Origin of the sequence: Pseudoalteromonas sp. DSM 26666, from assembly GCF_900116475.1 — a bacterium.
GTDB lineage: Bacteria > Pseudomonadota > Gammaproteobacteria > Enterobacterales > Alteromonadaceae > Pseudoalteromonas > Pseudoalteromonas tetraodonis.
Genome location: NZ_FPAR01000005.1, coordinates 88,728 through 105,716, shown reverse-complemented (window position 1 = coordinate 105,716; position 16,989 = coordinate 88,728). Strand labels below are relative to the sequence as shown.

General features: G+C 38.4%; 12 protein-coding genes. 5 read left to right on the top strand and 7 right to left on the bottom strand.

What is annotated here, in order from left to right:
• Nucleotides 1-10: 10 nt before the first annotated feature.
• Genes BM380_RS10680 through dinG form a run of 6 tightly spaced genes read right to left on the bottom strand, consistent with a single transcriptional unit; the run spans nucleotide 11 to nucleotide 4,830 of the window.
• Nucleotides 11-166 carry a YbaM family protein gene (locus BM380_RS10680; protein WP_090494320.1) on the bottom strand — a complete coding sequence of 52 codons (156 nt, stop codon included), beginning with the start codon at nucleotides 164-166 and terminating at the stop codon, nucleotides 11-13.
• Nucleotides 159-431 carry a late competence development ComFB family protein gene (locus tag BM380_RS10675; RefSeq protein WP_090494317.1) on the bottom strand — a complete coding sequence of 91 codons (273 nt, stop codon included), beginning with the start codon at nucleotides 429-431 and terminating at the stop codon, nucleotides 159-161. Before BM380_RS10675 ends, BM380_RS10680 begins: the two co-directional genes overlap by 8 nt.
• 50 nt (nucleotides 432-481) lie before the next feature.
• Entirely contained in the window at nucleotides 482-1,369 is an 888-nt protein-coding gene (locus BM380_RS10670) for a histone deacetylase family protein (RefSeq protein ID WP_090494315.1), read from the bottom strand.
• Nucleotides 1,369-1,977 carry a primosomal replication protein gene (locus tag BM380_RS10665; protein WP_090494313.1) on the bottom strand — a complete coding sequence of 203 codons (609 nt, stop codon included), beginning with the start codon at nucleotides 1,975-1,977 and terminating at the stop codon, nucleotides 1,369-1,371. Before BM380_RS10665 ends, BM380_RS10670 begins: the two co-directional genes overlap by 1 nt.
• Nucleotide 1,978: 1 nt before the next feature.
• On the bottom strand, nucleotides 1,979-2,755 hold the full coding sequence (locus BM380_RS10660) for a TSUP family transporter (RefSeq protein WP_016898974.1): 777 nt from the start codon (nucleotides 2,753-2,755) through the stop codon (nucleotides 1,979-1,981).
• The gene (gene dinG / locus BM380_RS10655; protein ID WP_033103784.1) at nucleotides 2,755-4,830 is read right to left on the bottom strand and encodes an ATP-dependent DNA helicase DinG; all 2,076 of its coding nucleotides are present in this window, start codon (nucleotides 4,828-4,830) and stop codon (nucleotides 2,755-2,757) included. The genes BM380_RS10660 and dinG overlap by 1 nt, the downstream gene beginning before the upstream one ends.
• A 60-nt stretch (nucleotides 4,831-4,890) precedes the next feature.
• Here dinG and BM380_RS10650 point away from each other — a divergent pair, with 60 nt between their 5' ends.
• From BM380_RS10650 to BM380_RS10630, 5 genes are all read left to right on the top strand, one after another.
• Complete coding sequence (locus BM380_RS10650) at nucleotides 4,891-7,236, top strand: DNA polymerase II (protein WP_090494493.1); 2,346 nt, start codon at nucleotides 4,891-4,893, stop codon at nucleotides 7,234-7,236.
• A gap of 416 nt (nucleotides 7,237-7,652) precedes the next feature.
• Nucleotides 7,653-10,424, top strand: a complete 2,772-nt coding sequence (locus BM380_RS10645; protein ID WP_058154991.1) for a TonB-dependent receptor plug domain-containing protein — start codon at nucleotides 7,653-7,655, stop codon at nucleotides 10,422-10,424.
• Between the two features lie 66 nt (nucleotides 10,425-10,490).
• Nucleotides 10,491-11,186 (top strand): 2OG-Fe(II) oxygenase, encoded by a 696-nt coding sequence (locus BM380_RS10640; protein ID WP_036953878.1) that lies wholly within the window; start codon nucleotides 10,491-10,493, stop codon nucleotides 11,184-11,186.
• A 493-nt stretch (nucleotides 11,187-11,679) separates the two neighbouring features.
• Nucleotides 11,680-14,568 (top strand): TonB-dependent receptor domain-containing protein, encoded by a 2,889-nt coding sequence (locus BM380_RS10635; protein WP_090494311.1) that lies wholly within the window; start codon nucleotides 11,680-11,682, stop codon nucleotides 14,566-14,568.
• A 252-nt stretch (nucleotides 14,569-14,820) separates the two neighbouring features.
• Complete coding sequence (locus tag BM380_RS10630) at nucleotides 14,821-16,572, top strand: DNA repair helicase RadD (RefSeq protein ID WP_090494309.1); 1,752 nt, start codon at nucleotides 14,821-14,823, stop codon at nucleotides 16,570-16,572.
• Nucleotides 16,573-16,608: 36 nt separating this feature from the next.
• Here the strand turns inward: BM380_RS10630 and BM380_RS10625 are convergent, their stop codons facing one another.
• Entirely contained in the window at nucleotides 16,609-16,941 is a 333-nt protein-coding gene (locus tag BM380_RS10625) for a ribonuclease E inhibitor RraB (RefSeq protein WP_008109396.1), read from the bottom strand.
• Nucleotides 16,942-16,989 lie beyond the last annotated feature (48 nt).

Below are 16,989 nucleotides of genomic sequence, written 5' to 3'. Positions count from 1 at the left end.
GCAAAAAGCGCTACGCGCGCTTTGTTACTTTTTTCTCAAAGTCACTTTTTACAATGTCGAGTGCTTTTAAAACCTCTTCGGGCTCTACGTCGTGTTGTTCTAATATCATAATTAAATCAACAGCCAGTTTTATGTGCGTAGGGGCTTCTTCTAGCGGGTTACTCATTAATATCTTTCTTTTTAGCAATCTGATCAATCGCAAAGTTAATGGCAAGTTCAACGCGTTGTTCCATGTCCATACGATCTGTTTGGGTTAAATAAAACGCCATGTCTACATCGTATCGAATATAGCGAGGTGGTAACTGATTGAGCACGGTACAGCAAAAGTCAGCCATTACATCGTCGTTGTAACGCTCATTAAGTTTACGTTTTTCTATTTCTTCTAGAACGATTTTTTCGTAAAAGTTGTGTATGTCGTCATCTAAGCGCATATTCCTGTCACTCTTTTTTATTGTCTTTGTTGAGTCTATACCAAGGATTGTTATAAATCGAGAGCCGCTTTAAATAGTTGTTTACGGACACTGACTAAATCATTGATGTTACGCTGATAACCACCACCTAAAGCGCACATAAGCGGGATGTTTCGCTGCTTACAAAAGTTAAGAACGGCAAAGTCACGCGCGTATACGCCAGCCAAAGAAACATCAAATAAGCCAAGTTCGTCTTTGGTATAAATATCGGCGCCCGCATTATATAAAATAATATCGGGCTGGTGGAGGCGAACACATAACTCAAGAGCTTGCTCTAGTGTTGTTAAATACTCTGCATCTGTGGTGTTTGCAGGTAAGCCAAAGTCGTAGTTTGAGTGCTGTTTTTGCCGAGGAAAGTTTTGTTCACAGTGAATTGAACAACTAATTATCTGCTCGTGCTGTTGGGTTATTTGTGCTGTGCCGTCACCTTGATGCACGTCACAATCAAATATTAATACGGTGTCGGCTTGCTCCGTTGCAATAAGGTGGGCTGCAGCAATGGCTAAATCATTAAAAATACAAAAGCCACTGCCGTAATTGCTGTAAGCATGATGATAACCGCCACTTAAATTAGCCGCTAAACCACTTTTAATTGCACTTTCAGCGGCTTGAATGCTGGCACCAACAGAGTAAAGTGTTCGCTCAACAAGTTCAGGAGAGTGAGGGAATCCCATTTTCTTAACCGCTTTGTCAGTTAACGAGCCATTTAAAAAATCAGCGATGTACTCTGAGCTATGACACAATTTCAATTGCGCTGTTGTTGCTGGCGAAGGTGATATAAATTGGGTGTAGCCTAAAAATTCAACTTCATGCTTGAGCTGCTGATACTTTTTAATTGGAAAGCGATGGCGTTCAGGTAACTCTAATTGCGAGTACAGATAGTGATAATAAAGCTGCATTAGCGTAGCTGTTGTTTTTCTACTTGTTGAATTTTGTCTTCGGTGGCAGAAATTGCTTTTCTGCAACGGCCGAGTCGTGCATGAGTGGTTAAAATTTCTTGATTAAGTTTTTGTGCTTGCGCAGGTGATGCTTTTTCCATTTGTAACTTACGCTCTTCAATCATCAGCACTAGGCGGCGTTCAAACTCATGGTTTTGTTTAAGCTCATCATATAACTCATGGGATGATTGCATGATTTTTTGCACTGCTTGTTTGTAAATAGGCTGTTTGGCACGAGGCTTATAATGACTTTTGTTTTCTTTCACCCAAATAGGGGTCGATTTAATTACATTAAAGACCGCTTGTACCTGACTAGCAATGCGCTCAAGTGCGTAAGTGTAGGCATGGCGGTGATCGCTCGGTGGTAGGCTGGCTATTTCATCTTCTATTTCTACTACGTAATCAACCAAGTTCATGCTTTTGGTGCTAAATACGGCTCTGTCAAATAAGCTTGGCTGTGCCTGCATATAACGGTTTTTAGCAAATAATTTTGCTTTATCAAATTGCTCAGCTTGTTGCTTAAGCGTAGCAACTTGTTGGCGTAGTTTGTCTAAAGCAGCAGATTGCATATTAAAAGTATGCCTCGTAAATTAGTTTTAACGCTAAAAGTATAACCATAGTATTAAATACTGGGCGAATAAATTTACTGCCAAAACGAATAGCTGAATGTGCGCCAAACCATGCACCAAGCATGATAAAGAAGCCCATTGTAATTCCCAGTAAAAAGTTAACATGGCCAAGTGCAACAAAGGTGATCAGAGAGATGAAGTTAGAAACAAAATTCATTGAACGCGCCAAACCACAATTGAGTAGCAAACTCATTTTATAAAGCATACCGTTTGAGGCAGTCCAAAAAGTTCCCGTTCCAGGCCCAGCTAAACCATCAAAAAAACCTAGGCTTAATCCTTGTAGCCACTGTTTTACTTTTATTGTGCGGGTTAATTTAGGCAGATCATCACTTTGTGTGGTACTTAAATTACCAAACAAGCTGTAGCAAGCCACTAAAATAATAATAATGGGTAAGAGCTTATTTAGAAACTCGATACTTAAATGATCAACAATAAGTGTGCCTAACAAAGCACCTATGGCGGTAGCCATAATAGAAGCAAACCAAAATCGTGGGTTAAATAGTTGTTTTTTATAATAGGTGATACTGGCCGTTAACGAGCCAAAACTGGCGGCCAATTTATTAGTGCCAAGCGTTAAATGAGGAGGTAATCCTGCCGTTAACAGTGCTGGTACAGTGAGTAATCCACCGCCGCCAGCAATAGCATCAATAAAGCCAGCTAAAAGTGCAACGCCACATAAAATAGCCCAAGTTGTTGGGTCGAGTGCAAGTTCAAACATCAGTAATCTATTTGTCTTTTAAAAGGTGGTAAGGTGTCAAGCATGGCTTTGCCATATCGTTTGGTGACTAGGCGTCTATCTAAAATAGTTATTGTGCCTGCATCACTTTCTTTACGCAGCAGTCTACCACAGCTTTGTACCAATTTCTTTGCTGCGTCTGGCACGGTTATCGATAAAAACGGATTACCGCCTTTACTTTGCACAAACTCTGCTTGCGCTTCTTCGATAGGCGAGGTGGGCACCGCAAACGGAATTTTGGTAATAATCAGGTTTTCTAAATACTTCCCAGGTAAATCAAGCCCTTCAGAAAGACTTTGGGTACCAAATAAAATACTGCCCTTGCCTTCATCAATATTTTTAGTATGTAATTTGAGTAAAGCTTCTCGTGACATTTCACCTTGTACTAATAAGTTAAATCCTTTTGTTCTAAGAAACTTACTTACATGGTCCATTTGCCAGTAAGAGGCAAATAACACTAAGTTGGCTTTTTTAGTGTTTAGATACTCGGGTAATGTTTTAGCAATATGATCGCTAAACTCTTTATCTGTTGGCTCTATACTTGAGGCCGGAATGCGTAAAGTGGCTTGTTTTGGGTAGTCAAACGGAGAGGGGACTTTAATAAATTTCACCCCTTCCTCTTTGGCAAGGCCGCTTTCATAGGCAAAATGATCAAATGAACCGAGTGCGCTCAAGGTAGCTGAACATAACACGGCTCCAGCACATTCGCTCCACAGCTTATCTTTTAAATAGTAACCGACTTCAATAGGGCAGTCGCTAAGCAGGTGATCATGATGGCTTTTATATTCAAGTCGTTTTATCCATCGCGCATGCGGCGTGCCTTCGCCTTTAGTGGCGTAACTAAACCATAATTTATTAAGTTGCTCTAATCGGTTTATGTATTGCCCGCTTTCAGCCAGAATAGGGTCGGCAACATAAGGTTTAATATCACCGTCGCTTACATCTTGGGTGAGGGTGTCGTGCATTTTATTTAAACACCGTAATGCATCAAGCGTGGCTTCGCTAATATCTTTTGCCTTAGCGTGTAACGATTTAGGGATTTCACCATGTTCAAAGCGATAGGTATCGTCTTTTGAATATTCAAAATCGGCGTTGTCGAGTATATCCCGCACCACTTTTAAATCTTTGTTAGCATCGTTAACGCTATCGCATAACTTAAAGTTTTGCCCAATACCTTTTTGACCCACTAACACTTTGGCCATTTTGCCACTGAATTTAGTAAGTTTGTCGAGCCAATCTATCGTGCCTTTTATTGTGGCGGCGGCAGATGAAAAGTCGCGAGTAATATGTGCAAGGTGGTGCGCTTCATCGATTACATAAATGGTGTTGTCGGGCTCGGGTAAAATTTTTCCGCCCCCTAAATCTAAATCGGCTAACAGTAACGAATGGTTTATAACCAATACGTCCATTTGCATTAACTGTTGGCGAGCCAGTTGAAACGGGCATGTTTGATGTGCTTTCATCTGACGTTGGCAGGCATGCTTATCACAAGCAATGAGCCCCCATACTCTATCAGGAATGGTATCGGCCCAGCTGTCTCTATCACCTTGCCACTTTTTATTGATATAGGCATCGTAAAGTTGCTTTAAGCACTTAGTTTCCATATCGCTTAATGGCGATGTAAGGGTAGGCATAAACTCCATTTGAGTTTGGCTATCGCTGTTTAGTGCATTATGAAGTTTGTGGGCACAAATATAACGTTGACGACCTTTGACTAAATCAAATTTAAAATCGAGTCCTGAGTGCTTTTTAAAAAACGGCAGTTCTTTAGCGATTAACTGCTCTTGCAAAGCCACAGTAGCCGTAGAAATAACCAGTTTCTTTTTTTGTGCTAATGCCAGAGGCAGAGCGCCTAGGCAGTAAGCTAATGACTTTCCGGTGCCTGTGCCTGCTTCAATAACACAAATACGTTGTTTTTTATGGTATTCACCGGCTAATGTTTTGGCGATTTCAGCAACTAAATAGTTTTGACTACTGCGAGGGCGGTAATCGGTTAGGTTATTTGCAACATGCTGGTGTACTTGTCTAATTGTTTTTTTAAGTGAGCTCGATAGCATGTGATGATTAACCTAAAATATGTATATAATTACAGTGTATATATTAAGTGGGATCGAACATTGACACAAGCAATCTATCAGGGCTTTATTTTATCAAGGCAACAATACAGCGCTAAAAATACGCAAGGTATTACTTTGTGTTATTGGCTAAGCTCTGATCATGGCCCACTTAAAGTTATTATTGAAAACCAGCAGGCAGTGTTTTTCATCCCATTGTCAGCGCAACATACTGCAAATACTTTACTCGCACAGGCAAATATAAAAGCGCAGTTTAATAAGGTTGAGTTGTGTCATTTTAGTGGCAACGAATGTGTTGCCTGTTACTTTAACGATATAAAAAGTTTATATACTGCACGCGCTCTTTTAGAGCAAGCAATGCCTATTTACGAAGCCGATGTACGCCACAGTGACCGCTTTTTAATGGAGCGCTTTATTAAAGGAGGTGTGTGGGTAACGGGTAACGCCACAACTAAAAATGGCTTTATTGAAATTAGTGACGCAAAGTTAAAAGCAAACAAAGATTACACGCCAACGCTTACGTCTGTTTCTTTGGATATAGAATGTAATGGCGATGGGGTGTTATTTAGTGTAGCACTTGTGGGAAATGGCTTAGATTGTGTATTGATGATAGGGGAGCCGCAGCAAAGTGATTCCACATTTGAAATAGACTGGTGCTATGACGAAATTAACCTGCTTACCAAGTTGCAGCAGTACATTATAAATAACGATCCTGATGTTATTATTGGTTGGAATGTTATTGATTTTGACTTTAGTTTATTGCAAGAACGCGCAGAGGCGTTAGGACTTACCCTTAACTTTGGCCGAGATAATCAACCTTTGTATATTAATAAAGGCCATTACACCCGATTAACGCTTCCTGGGCGGTGCGTCATTGATGGCATTGATACATTAAAAAATGCCACTTACCGATTTGACAGCTTTTCATTAGCCAATGTTGCAGAGCGTGTGCTTAACGAATCGAAATTAATAAAAACCGACAACCGACTAACTGAAATTGTTCGTCAATTTAACGAAGATAAGCTTTCTCTAGCGGCTTATAATCGTCAAGATTGTATTTTGGTTAATCAAATTTTCGAAAAATTAAAGCTATTTGAATTTGCCATTGTCAGAACCCAAATAACAGGGCTCGAACTTGAGCGCATGGGGGGCTCGGTTGCCGCATTTACAAACTTATATTTACCGTTATTGCATCGCAGTGGTTATGTTGCACCCAATTTAGGCGATCATGGGCTCTCATTTGAGAGCCCTGGTGGCTATGTGATGGAGTCGACTCCAGGGCTGTATAAAAACGTTTTGGTATTGGATTTTAAAAGCTTATACCCTTCAATTATGCGTACGTTTTGTATTGACCCGTTAGGTTTAATCGCAGGGTTAAACGCACCAGAGCATGCGGTTGAAGGATTTAATCAGGCGTTATTCTCAAGAACGCAGCACCATCTCCCCAAATTAATTGCACACCTCACCCAAACACGCCAAGAGGCAAAAGACACTAATCAACCTATGCTCTCACAAGCGATTAAAATTATTATGAATAGTTTATATGGCGTACTCGGCTCTAAAGGCTGTCGGTTTTACGACCCCCGTTTATCGAGTTCTATCACGTTACGTGGCCATGAAATAATGCAAACAACCCGTAAATGGATAGAAGCGCAAGGCTTTGAGGTGATATATGGTGATACCGACTCTACGTTTGTAAAACTTTGTGAAGATAAAAGCCCTGAGCAATGCAACGAAATTGGCTGCCAACTTGTTCATCATATTAATACCATGTGGCAAGCTGATTTAAAACAACGCTATGATTTACATAGTTATTTAGAAATTGAATTTGAAACTCATTACAGTCCGTTTTTTATGCCAACTATACGAGGTAAAAAAACAGGCTCTAAAAAGCGATACGTAGGGCAAGTAACCAAAAATAATGAAAAAAAACTGGTATTTAAAGGTATGGAAACGGTACGTAGTGACTGGACTGAATTTGCACAAGAGTTTCAAACACAATTATTTGAGACGTTATTTACTGACAACTTCGAAATACAGCAACTGCACAATATAATAAACAGCTACACGCAAAAATTATACAGCGGTGACTTTGACCACAAGCTCGTTTATAGAAAGCGTTTAGGGCAGCACCTGAGCGATTATATTAAAAATATCCCACCTCACGTTCAAGCAGTTAAAAAACACAAAGCGAGCCATCCTGAGTTTGAAATAAAACGCGGGCAAGTAATCGAATATGTTTACGCAATAACTGGCGCCGAACTTTATACCGGTAAAAACACCCTTAATTACCCACTGTACATTCAAAGACAGCTCGACCCTGTTGCGCAAATGATATTAAGCGCATTAAACACAGAATCTGAATCTACACAAGCCTCGTTGTTTTAGCTTAACTATGAGCTTAAAAAGTCTTTTATAGTTAATTATTCGCCTATCAACTTCAAAGGTGAATAAAAAATTTAAAGGTAAATTAACAATTGTGGCCTTGGTTACAATTTTATCTAAAAAGAATACAAAGCGTAATTTAAAAAATCATTTATTTAAACTCATAAAAATCAATTGGTTACCATGATGTTGTTTTTAATTCTCAAGTTTGTTTCTAAATCGTATCCATAAATTAATTTAAAAAACTAATAAAATACCGCCAAAAATGATAATGAAAAGTCATGCAAAGTGCTTTTAAAGTTAATTTAATGTTGACCACCTTGTGTTTGAAGTATTATCATCTGAAGCGTGATCACAAATTAATTAACAAGGTGTGATCAAAAAAATACAAAAACAAATAGTATTCTAGGGAGAATCAAATGTTAAATAACAAAGTTTCAAAAGCAGTTCGCTTAGCGATCGCTTTTGGTGCAGCTTCTACTGCTGCTTTCTCAGCAAGTTCATTTGCTGCAGAAGAAGGCGCAGAAAAAGTTGAACGTATTCAGGTTACAGGTTCACGCATCAAGCGTACTGATTTAGAAAGTGCTAGCCCGGTTTTAGTTCTTAGCCGTGATGATTTAAATGTTAGTGGTCAATTAAGCATCGGTGACATTCTTCAACAAATTCCAGCTGCGGGTGCTGCACTTAATACTGCCTTTAATAACGGTGGTACTGGCGCAACAAACATGGATTTACGTAACTTAGGCGCACAACGTCTTCTTGTATTAGTAAATGGTAAGCGCTGGGTTTCATCTTTAGGTTCTACAGTTGATTTAAACACAATCCCATCGTCAGCGATTGAACGTGTTGAAGTTGTTAAAGACGGCGCTTCTGCTATCTACGGTTCTGATGCTATTGCTGGTGTTGTAAATATCATCACTCGTAAAGATTTTGAAGGTGTTGAGGTTTCTGTATACGGTGGTGAAAACTTAAAGTACAACGATGGTCGCCAGTATTCTGCAGACATCACTGTTGGTACTACTTCAGACCGCGGTGGCTTAATGTTTAATGCTAGCCATGTAACTCAACAAGAAATTTGGGCAGGTGATCGCGATATTTCTTCTATGGGTAACAGCTCTACAACTGAAAAAGGCCGTTTACGTCTTACTTCAAGTGCAATCAGCCCTGATCTTCGTGATAGCTTACTTGCTCAAGGTTACACTGAAAACAACGCTGGTAAGTCAAACGCTGGTTTTGATTTAGTTCCTAATGGTGCAGGTTCAGCTGTAGGTTTAGATTCATTCCGTGACCGAGCTGGTGATGTTTACAACTACGCGCCTGAAAACTACCTTGCAACGCCACAAGAGCGTAACAGTTTTTATGTTCAAGCTTTTTATGACTTAAGTGATGACGTTCGTTTCGTATCAGATTTCATGATGACTAACCGTAAATCTTCACAGCTACTTGCAGCGATGCCATTAACAATTGGTGCATCTTTTGGTGCAGCAGCTAGCCGAGTAGACATCCACGAAAATAATATCTACAACCCATTTGGTGAAACACTGTATGGTGATGCTTCTCGCTCAGGTGTAGAAGGTTATATCCCATTTGCTGGTCAACGTCGTTTTGTAGAAGCTGGTAACCGTATTTACAGACAAAATGATACTACTTACCGTGCAATGGTTGGTTTAGAGGGCGGTATTGGTGATACATCTTGGGTTTGGGATGCTTCTTACATTTATGGTAAGAATAGCCAAGACGTTTTAACAACAGGTCTACTTAACCTTACTCGTATAAACCAAGCATTAGGTGACAACTGTAATGCATCTACTTCTTGTGTACCACTTAACCTATTTGGTGGTGCTGGCTCAATTACACAAGATATGGTTGATTTTGTAACATTTGACAGTGTTTCTCGTGAAGGTTTAGAACTTAAAGATTACACAGTAAACTTTGCTGGTGATGCATTTGAGTTACCTGCAGGTGTTGTAGGTATGGCCGTTGGCTTTGAACGTCGTGAAGAGTCAGGTTACGATACGCCTGATCCACTAACTCAAAGTGGTGAAACTTCAGGTAACCAACGTGATGCAACTTCAGGTGGTTTCCGCTTAGATGAAGCTTATGTAGAACTTTCAATTCCAGTATTTGATGGTTTAACTATTGCACCTGCAATTAGATTCTCTGACCACAGCGCATATGGTAGCAACTCTACAGCTAAAGTTGGTGTTGAATACCGTCCAATGGATGATTTACTTCTTCGTGGTACTTGGGCTGAAGGTTACCGAGCTCCTTCAATCTCTGACTTATATGCAGGTAATGCAGATGCATACCCTACATTAACAGACCCGTGTAACTCTGTAGAAGGTGTTGTTCCAAGCCTACCTGGTTGTGCTGGCGTACCAAATGGTTACACGCAAGCTAATACACAGATCCGTGAAACTCGCGTTTCTTCTCCAGATTTACAACCAGAAGAATCAGAATCTAAAACGTTTGGTATTGTTTATAACCCAAGCTATGTTGATGGTTTAGAATTCACAATCGATTACTACGATATCGAAGTTGAAAACTCAATTGGTCGTTACGGTTCTAATCGTATATTGAACGAATGTACTTCAGGAAGTAATGCATCTTCTTGTGATTACATTGACCGTGATGCTAACGGTAATATCGTTGATTTACGTAACTTCCTACAAAACTCAGGTACCTACAATGTTGAAGGTATAGATTTTTATACTGCATACAAGTTTGATACTGAGTACGGTAGCTTCAGAACATCTCTTGATTTGTCTTATGTAATGACTAACGAGTTCGATGGCGAAGATCAAGTAGGCGTACAGTATGGTGATGCTGGTTATCCTGAATATAAAGGCACATTTGCTCTAGATTGGTCTCAAGGTGACTTTGATGCGCATTGGCAAACACGTTATGTTGACCGTATGCAAAACTACTATGACATAGCTTACGGCGCAGAAAATTACCCAGGTATGGCTGATTACATTGGTTCTTACTTTGTACATGATGTATCTGTAGGTTATGCGCTAGACGCTTACAACACTAAAATTAGTGTAGGTATTGAGAACTTATTCGCGAAAGAACCTTCTCGTGAATACACTAACAATGACTTTGCAATCTCAACTAACAACTTCTCTGTTACAGAGTACGACGTTAATATGGATCGCTTTGTATATGTACGAGCTACAATTAAGTTCTAATAACTTAGAAACTTAAACTTTATTTAAAAGCCACTTTTTAGTGGCTTTTTTATTTTTGGAATATTTATGATTCAACTAAATAAAAATATTGATGTAGTTAATTTACATAGGGAATACTCTAAAAATAAGAGAATTATGGTTGATAGTGTTTTAGAGTTTGATGGTTTTTCTAAAATTACAGAAAAATTAAAACACAATATTCCTTATTTGAATGCATATTCTTTAAATGGCCAATACATTCAATCATCAGATGATGAATTAAAAAATATGTCTCCCAATAAAATGAGAGCGCTTCAGCAGACTATTTATGAAAATGCGAGTAAAGGGGTTGGCTTTTTTTATGGGCGATATGAAATAACTCAGAATGAAAAAGATGAGTTACTAAAGGAGCTATTTAATTATCTTAATGGCCAAGAAGTTTTAAAATTGATTAGTGATGTTACAGGTGTAAAGGGTTTAAAAAGTGCAAGTGTGCAATTAACACGCTATGTACCAGGAAATTTTTTGACACGACATAATGATGTACTCCCTACAAAGCAAAGAGCAATCGCTTTTGTTTTTGGTTTTACACCACAGTGGCACCCAGACTGGGGTGGTTTGTTACATTTTTATGAAATGGATGGAAAGCTGACAGAGACTTTTATGCCTAAAAGTAATGTTTTATCCCTTTTTGATGTGCAATTACCACATTCTGTTTCTTATGTAACTCCATTTGCTCGTGCTGCAAGATACTCAATTACTGGCTGGTTTAACTTAAAATAATATTATTTAAGCGGTGCTAAGTTAGTTTTATTAAGACTAATTAACATCTTTATTAATATGAGTAATAGGTAATCAGTAAAATTCTATTTAGACGAGGAGCCATGTAATTCTAAGAAATTGATAGATGAAAAAATTATTATTTGCTCTAAATAAAGCAAGTATTGTGATAATTAACTCATACAAAATAATTACTTAAGTCAAATTAAGTTATTTAGTATTTAAACCTTATAATTAGCCCAAGCTTTTGATATTAAATAATTAATTTTTTTAAAAGTATACTTTTAATTTAAATCGTTTATTTAACCTTTGAAAGAACTTGGTGATAATGTAAAAAAATAAAGTTAAAAATTGTGTTCTTGTAATTTATGTGTAAATGGGTTGTTGACCTTGTGCATAAATTAAGCTTAAGATGTTAAATAACAGACAGGTTTTAATGCTGATATTTGCCTGTTTAGTTAAATAAAAAATATAATAACACCTTAGGGAGAATTTAATGTTGAACAATAAAGTTTCAAAAGCTGTTCGTTTAGCGATAGCTTTTGGTGCAGCTTCTACAGCTGCTTTCTCAGCAAGTTCATTTGCTGCAGAAGAAAATGCTGAAAAAGTAGAACGCATTGAAGTAACAGGTTCACGTATATTACGTGAAGGCGCTATTTCACCATCGCCGGTAACCGTAATTACGGGCGAAGACTTAGTTAGCACTGGTGCTTTGAATATCGGTGAAGTACTAAACAAACTACCAGCCTTAGCAACTACCTATTCACTTGCAAACTCAGGCCGTTTTATCGGTACTGCTGGTATCAGTTTATTAGATTTACGTGGTATGGGCAGTGAACGTACATTAGTACTAGTTGACGGTAAACGTCATGTTTCTAGTGCCCCAGGAACATCTTCTGTTGATACGAATACCATTCCAAGCTCTTGGATTGAAAAAGTTGAGATTATTACTGGTGGTGCGTCTGCGGTATATGGTGCCGATGCGGTAACGGGTGTAGTTAACTTCATATTAAAGAAAGATATTACTGGTTTTAATGTATCTGCAACGAAAGGTTTTGCAGATAATAGTTCTTATCAAAATGAAAAATATACTTTTTCTTACGGTAAAGATTTTGCTGAAGGGCGTGGTAATGCTGCATTCTCTGTAGAATATAACACACAAAACTCATTGAATGCTTTAGACAACCCTTGGACTGCAACATCGTATGCATCCATGCCATATGACGTTGTGACAGGTCAATCTCGCCCAGAAGGTCAAATTGATAGCGAAGCTTATCCGGATAGAATAGTAGTCCCTAATGCTGGTTATTATTTAATTTCAAATCAAGGAACTGTTTGGAATCCAAATACAGGTGGTATTTTAGGTAAATTTAATGGTGATAGCTCATTAAACGATGTTTATACAGGTGCTATTGATGATGGCCAATTCTGTGGAAGCGCTGGTTGTGATTTCATTAACTTACGCCAATATTCAGAAATACAACCTAAGTTTGATCGCGTTAATTTTAACTTTAAAACGAATTATGACGTAACAGATGAATTAAACGCATATTTTCAAGCTAAATATTCTAAAACAGAAGGTGAAAATATAGGCCAACCTTTCTTCCGCTTCTTTAGTGGCGCAAATATGATACAGCGAGATAATGCATTTTTATCAGCTGACACTGCAGCATTGATGGATGAAGAAGGGCTGTCAATGATCGGTGTAAACAAAATGTACAACGATGTTGGTCGCCGTTTAGAAGAAAATACTCGTGAAACAACTCGGTTTGTAGCAGGTATCCAAGGCTATATTACTGATGACTGGTCTATGGATATCTCTTTAGTTCATGGTAAGTCAGAGATAGAACGTATTAATGGCGCAAATGTTATTTTGGCTAATTATGCTAACGCTATTGATGCTGTGTTTGATGACAGTGGCAATATCGTTTGTCGTAGTGAAACTGCTCGTGCAGATGGTTGTGTTGCAGCAAATATAATGGGTGACGGCGCAATTAGCCAAGAAGCAATTGACTATGTGACAACAACATCAATTGGTACATCAGAAATCAAGCAAACTGTATTCAATGCAACATTTAGTAATTCGGCAATTTATGAACTACCAGCGGGTATGGTTGGTTTTGCTGGTGGTGTTGAGTACCGTGATGAAACAAGTGTGACGATTGAAGATGCTTTTGCTAAAACAGGGGCTACATTCTTTAATGCACTTGGTGAAACGGATGGTGGTTATGATGTAACAGAAGCGTTTTTTGAACTATCAGTACCATTAATTGAAGATGTATTCTTAATCGATACTTTAGTGTTTGACACAGCTGTACGTTATGCTGATTATTCAACTATAGGTGATGCTACAAGCTGGAAATTAGGCTTAGATTGGACTATTACGCCTGAATTACGTGCTCGTTTTACAGTATCTGAAGCGATGCGTGCGCCAAACATTGATGAACTCTTTTCTGGACAAAGTCAGTCATTTGCCAATGTAGATGATAAATGTAAAGTATCTGAGCTTGATCAGTTGAGTGATGCAGGCCGAGCTATTCGTGCAGCTAACTGTGCAGCGCTTGGTGTACCTGCTGATTTTGACTCAAGTTATGATAGCGCAACGCTTGAGACTTTAGTTGGTGGTAATCCAGACCTACAGCCAGAAGAATCTAGATCAATTACGGCAGGTATTGTTTACCAGCCAGAATGGTTAGAAGGCTTTAGTGTAACAGCCGATTACTGGGAAATTGATATTGATGACACAATTAGTGGTATTGGGTTTCAAACTATCATAGACCGTTGTGTAGATTCACCAACTGGTATTGACAATCAATTCTGTGGTCTTATAACTCGTGATCCAAATACAAGTGAAATTACCTTATTAAAAGGTTTTGCACTTAATATCGCACGCAGTCTTAATTCTGGTGTAGATTTTGAGGTGGGTTATGATTTTGATGCTCTAGGTGGTAGTTTTGGTACTAGCTTTATTGGTACTTATTTGATTGAAGCAAAGGATTATCCTTTCTCAGCTGAGCCTGAAAATTACACAGACTATGAAGGTGTATTAGGTAATGAAACATGGCAGGGTAGTATTTCTGTTGATTATACTTATGAAAACCTGGTTGTAGATTTTAGCACACGCTTTATTAACGGTGTTGAGTTATACAATCCTACACAAATAGAAGCAAACCCTAACCCGTCAAATGAAATGCGTTACGGTTCATATTTTATAACTGATGCTTCAGTCGCTTATAACTTTGACAGTGGTGTTGGCTTTAAGTTAGGTGTTGATAACTTATTCAATCGTGGCTTACCAGGAAGTACGACTGGCACAGGTGCAGGCTCAGCGATTTACGATAATATTGGTCGATTTGCCTACCTACAAGCTACTTACAAATTTTAAAGCTATTACCTATTAATATAATATTTTTATACTAATAGAGTTTCTTAGAATTGCAGATAAGTTAAGTATGTAATTAAATACCCTTAATCATTTTGATTAAGGGTATTTTTTTATATTTATACATAATATAGTTCTCTAAATTTATAAACAGTTTGAATATTAGTTTATGAATATAAATTATTTAAACAAATGTGAAATAAAGCTGTCTTCCTAAAACATAACCATTAATTAGATTAAGAATTCTTACCTTTGATGACCTACACCCTTAGACCCTACCAGAGCGAGGCGGTTGAACGCACCGTTTTACACTTTAGAAAAACCAATGATCCTGCTGTCATTGTGCTGCCTACAGGTGCGGGTAAAAGTTTAGTGATAGCTGAGCTTGCGCGTATTGCTAAACAAAAAATATTGGTGTTGGCGCACGTAAAAGAATTAGTTGAGCAAAATGCTCAAAAGTATAAAAGCTTTGGTCTTGAGGCGAGTATATTTTCCGCAGGATTAAAAGAGAAGTCGTTAACCCATCAGGTCACTTTTGCGAGTGTGCAGTCGTTATCGCGTAATTTAGACAAACTTAATGAGCACTACTCACTACTTATTATTGATGAGTGTCACAGAGTAAATGGCGAAAAGAAAAGCCAATACGGTAAGGTTATTAATGCACTTAAATCTCACAACCCTGAATTAAAAGTATTAGGTTTAACCGCGACGCCTTACCGACTAGGGTTAGGCTGGATTTATCAGCATCATTACCATGGGTTTGTAAGAGGCAATAAAGAGAGTCCATTCAAACACTGTATTTTTGAATTACCTTTGCGCTATATGATTAAGCATAACTATTTAACGCCCCCTAAAGAGGTTGATGCTGCGATTAGCCATTATGACTTTTCATCTTTAACTAGCAATGCATTTGGGCAATATAGCAATGAGGATATGAATGCGCTGTTAAAAAAATCGACCCGTGCAACTCAAACAATTTTACAACAGGTTATACAATACAGTGAAAATCGTTACGGCGTGATGATTTTTGCAGCCACGGTTATGCATGCACAAGAGATAATGACTTATCTACCAGAGGATCACAGTGCGCTGATCACGGGGGATACGCCAAATAGCGAACGCGATAAAATAATTAAACAATTTAAAGCTAAAAAATTAAAGTATTTAGTGAATATATCGGTTCTTACTACCGGCTTTGATGCCCCCCATGTTGATTTTATTGCTATTTTACGGCCCACAGAGTCGGTAAGTTTATACCAGCAAATTGTCGGTAGAGGCTTGAGGTTGGCTGAGGGTAAAGATGATTGTTTAGTGATTGACTATGCGGGCAATGGCTTTGATTTATTCTACCCAGAGGTGGGAGATAAAAAAGGCGATAGCGATAATGAACCCGTGCAAGTGCTGTGTCCTGGGTGTGGCTTTGCCAATATATTTTGGGGCAAAACAGATGCTGATGGCAAAGTAATCGAGCACTTCGGCAGGCGTTGTAAAGGTTTGCTAGAAGATGATAACGGTTTAAGCGATCAATGCGATTATCGTTTTCGTTTTAAAGAGTGTGAGCAGTGCGGCGCACAAAATGATATTGCTGCTCGAAAATGCCATGATTGTGATGCTGTGATGGCCGACCCTGATGATAAGTTGCGCAATGCGTTAAACCTTAAAGATGCATTAGTCCTACGTTGTAGCGGCTTGAGTGTGGTAAAACTTAAAGAGCAATTGTTAAAAATTACTTATTTTGATGAAGACGGAGCCAGTTGTGATGAAATTTTTGATTTATCAAACAAAGGTGCTCGGTATTACTTTAATCAGCAGTTTGGTAAGCGTGTAAGTCTGGGCCAATCCCCCATTGAATTTACCAGTGCAGAGCAAGTTATAAAAGCGCAGTTTGATTTAATACCACCGGATTTTGTGATTGCGCGAAAAAGTAAAAAATATGGCTGGAAAGTAGCAGATAAACTTTTTGATTATAAAGGCAGCTTCAGAAAAGCAAACCAGCTAAGTCGATAGACTAAGCTGGATATCATTCATCATTTAAATTAGGGATTATGCCTCTTCTGCGTCTAATCCCCAACCATCACCATAGCCATTAAAGCTGTTAGCTATGCTTTCAATGTATTGTTCTGCTTGGCCTAACAGTGCATGTTCAGGCACCATTTGTACATGGGCAATTACTTCCCAAACGCCGGTATCTTTGCATTTTTCAACATCAGCAGTTTGCACTAATGCATCGTTTACAATCTCAGTTGCAAATTTTTCGGCATCAACCTGTTGTTCAAATAAAATGTAAAAATCAATTTGTTGCATTTTACTTAAATCTACACCAGCGGCGGAAATTTCAGCAAGTAGCTGGCCATTGTCATCATCAGGGAATTGCATTAAAAAACTCATTAATTTTATTTTGTACTCGTTATAGCTATTGTAACC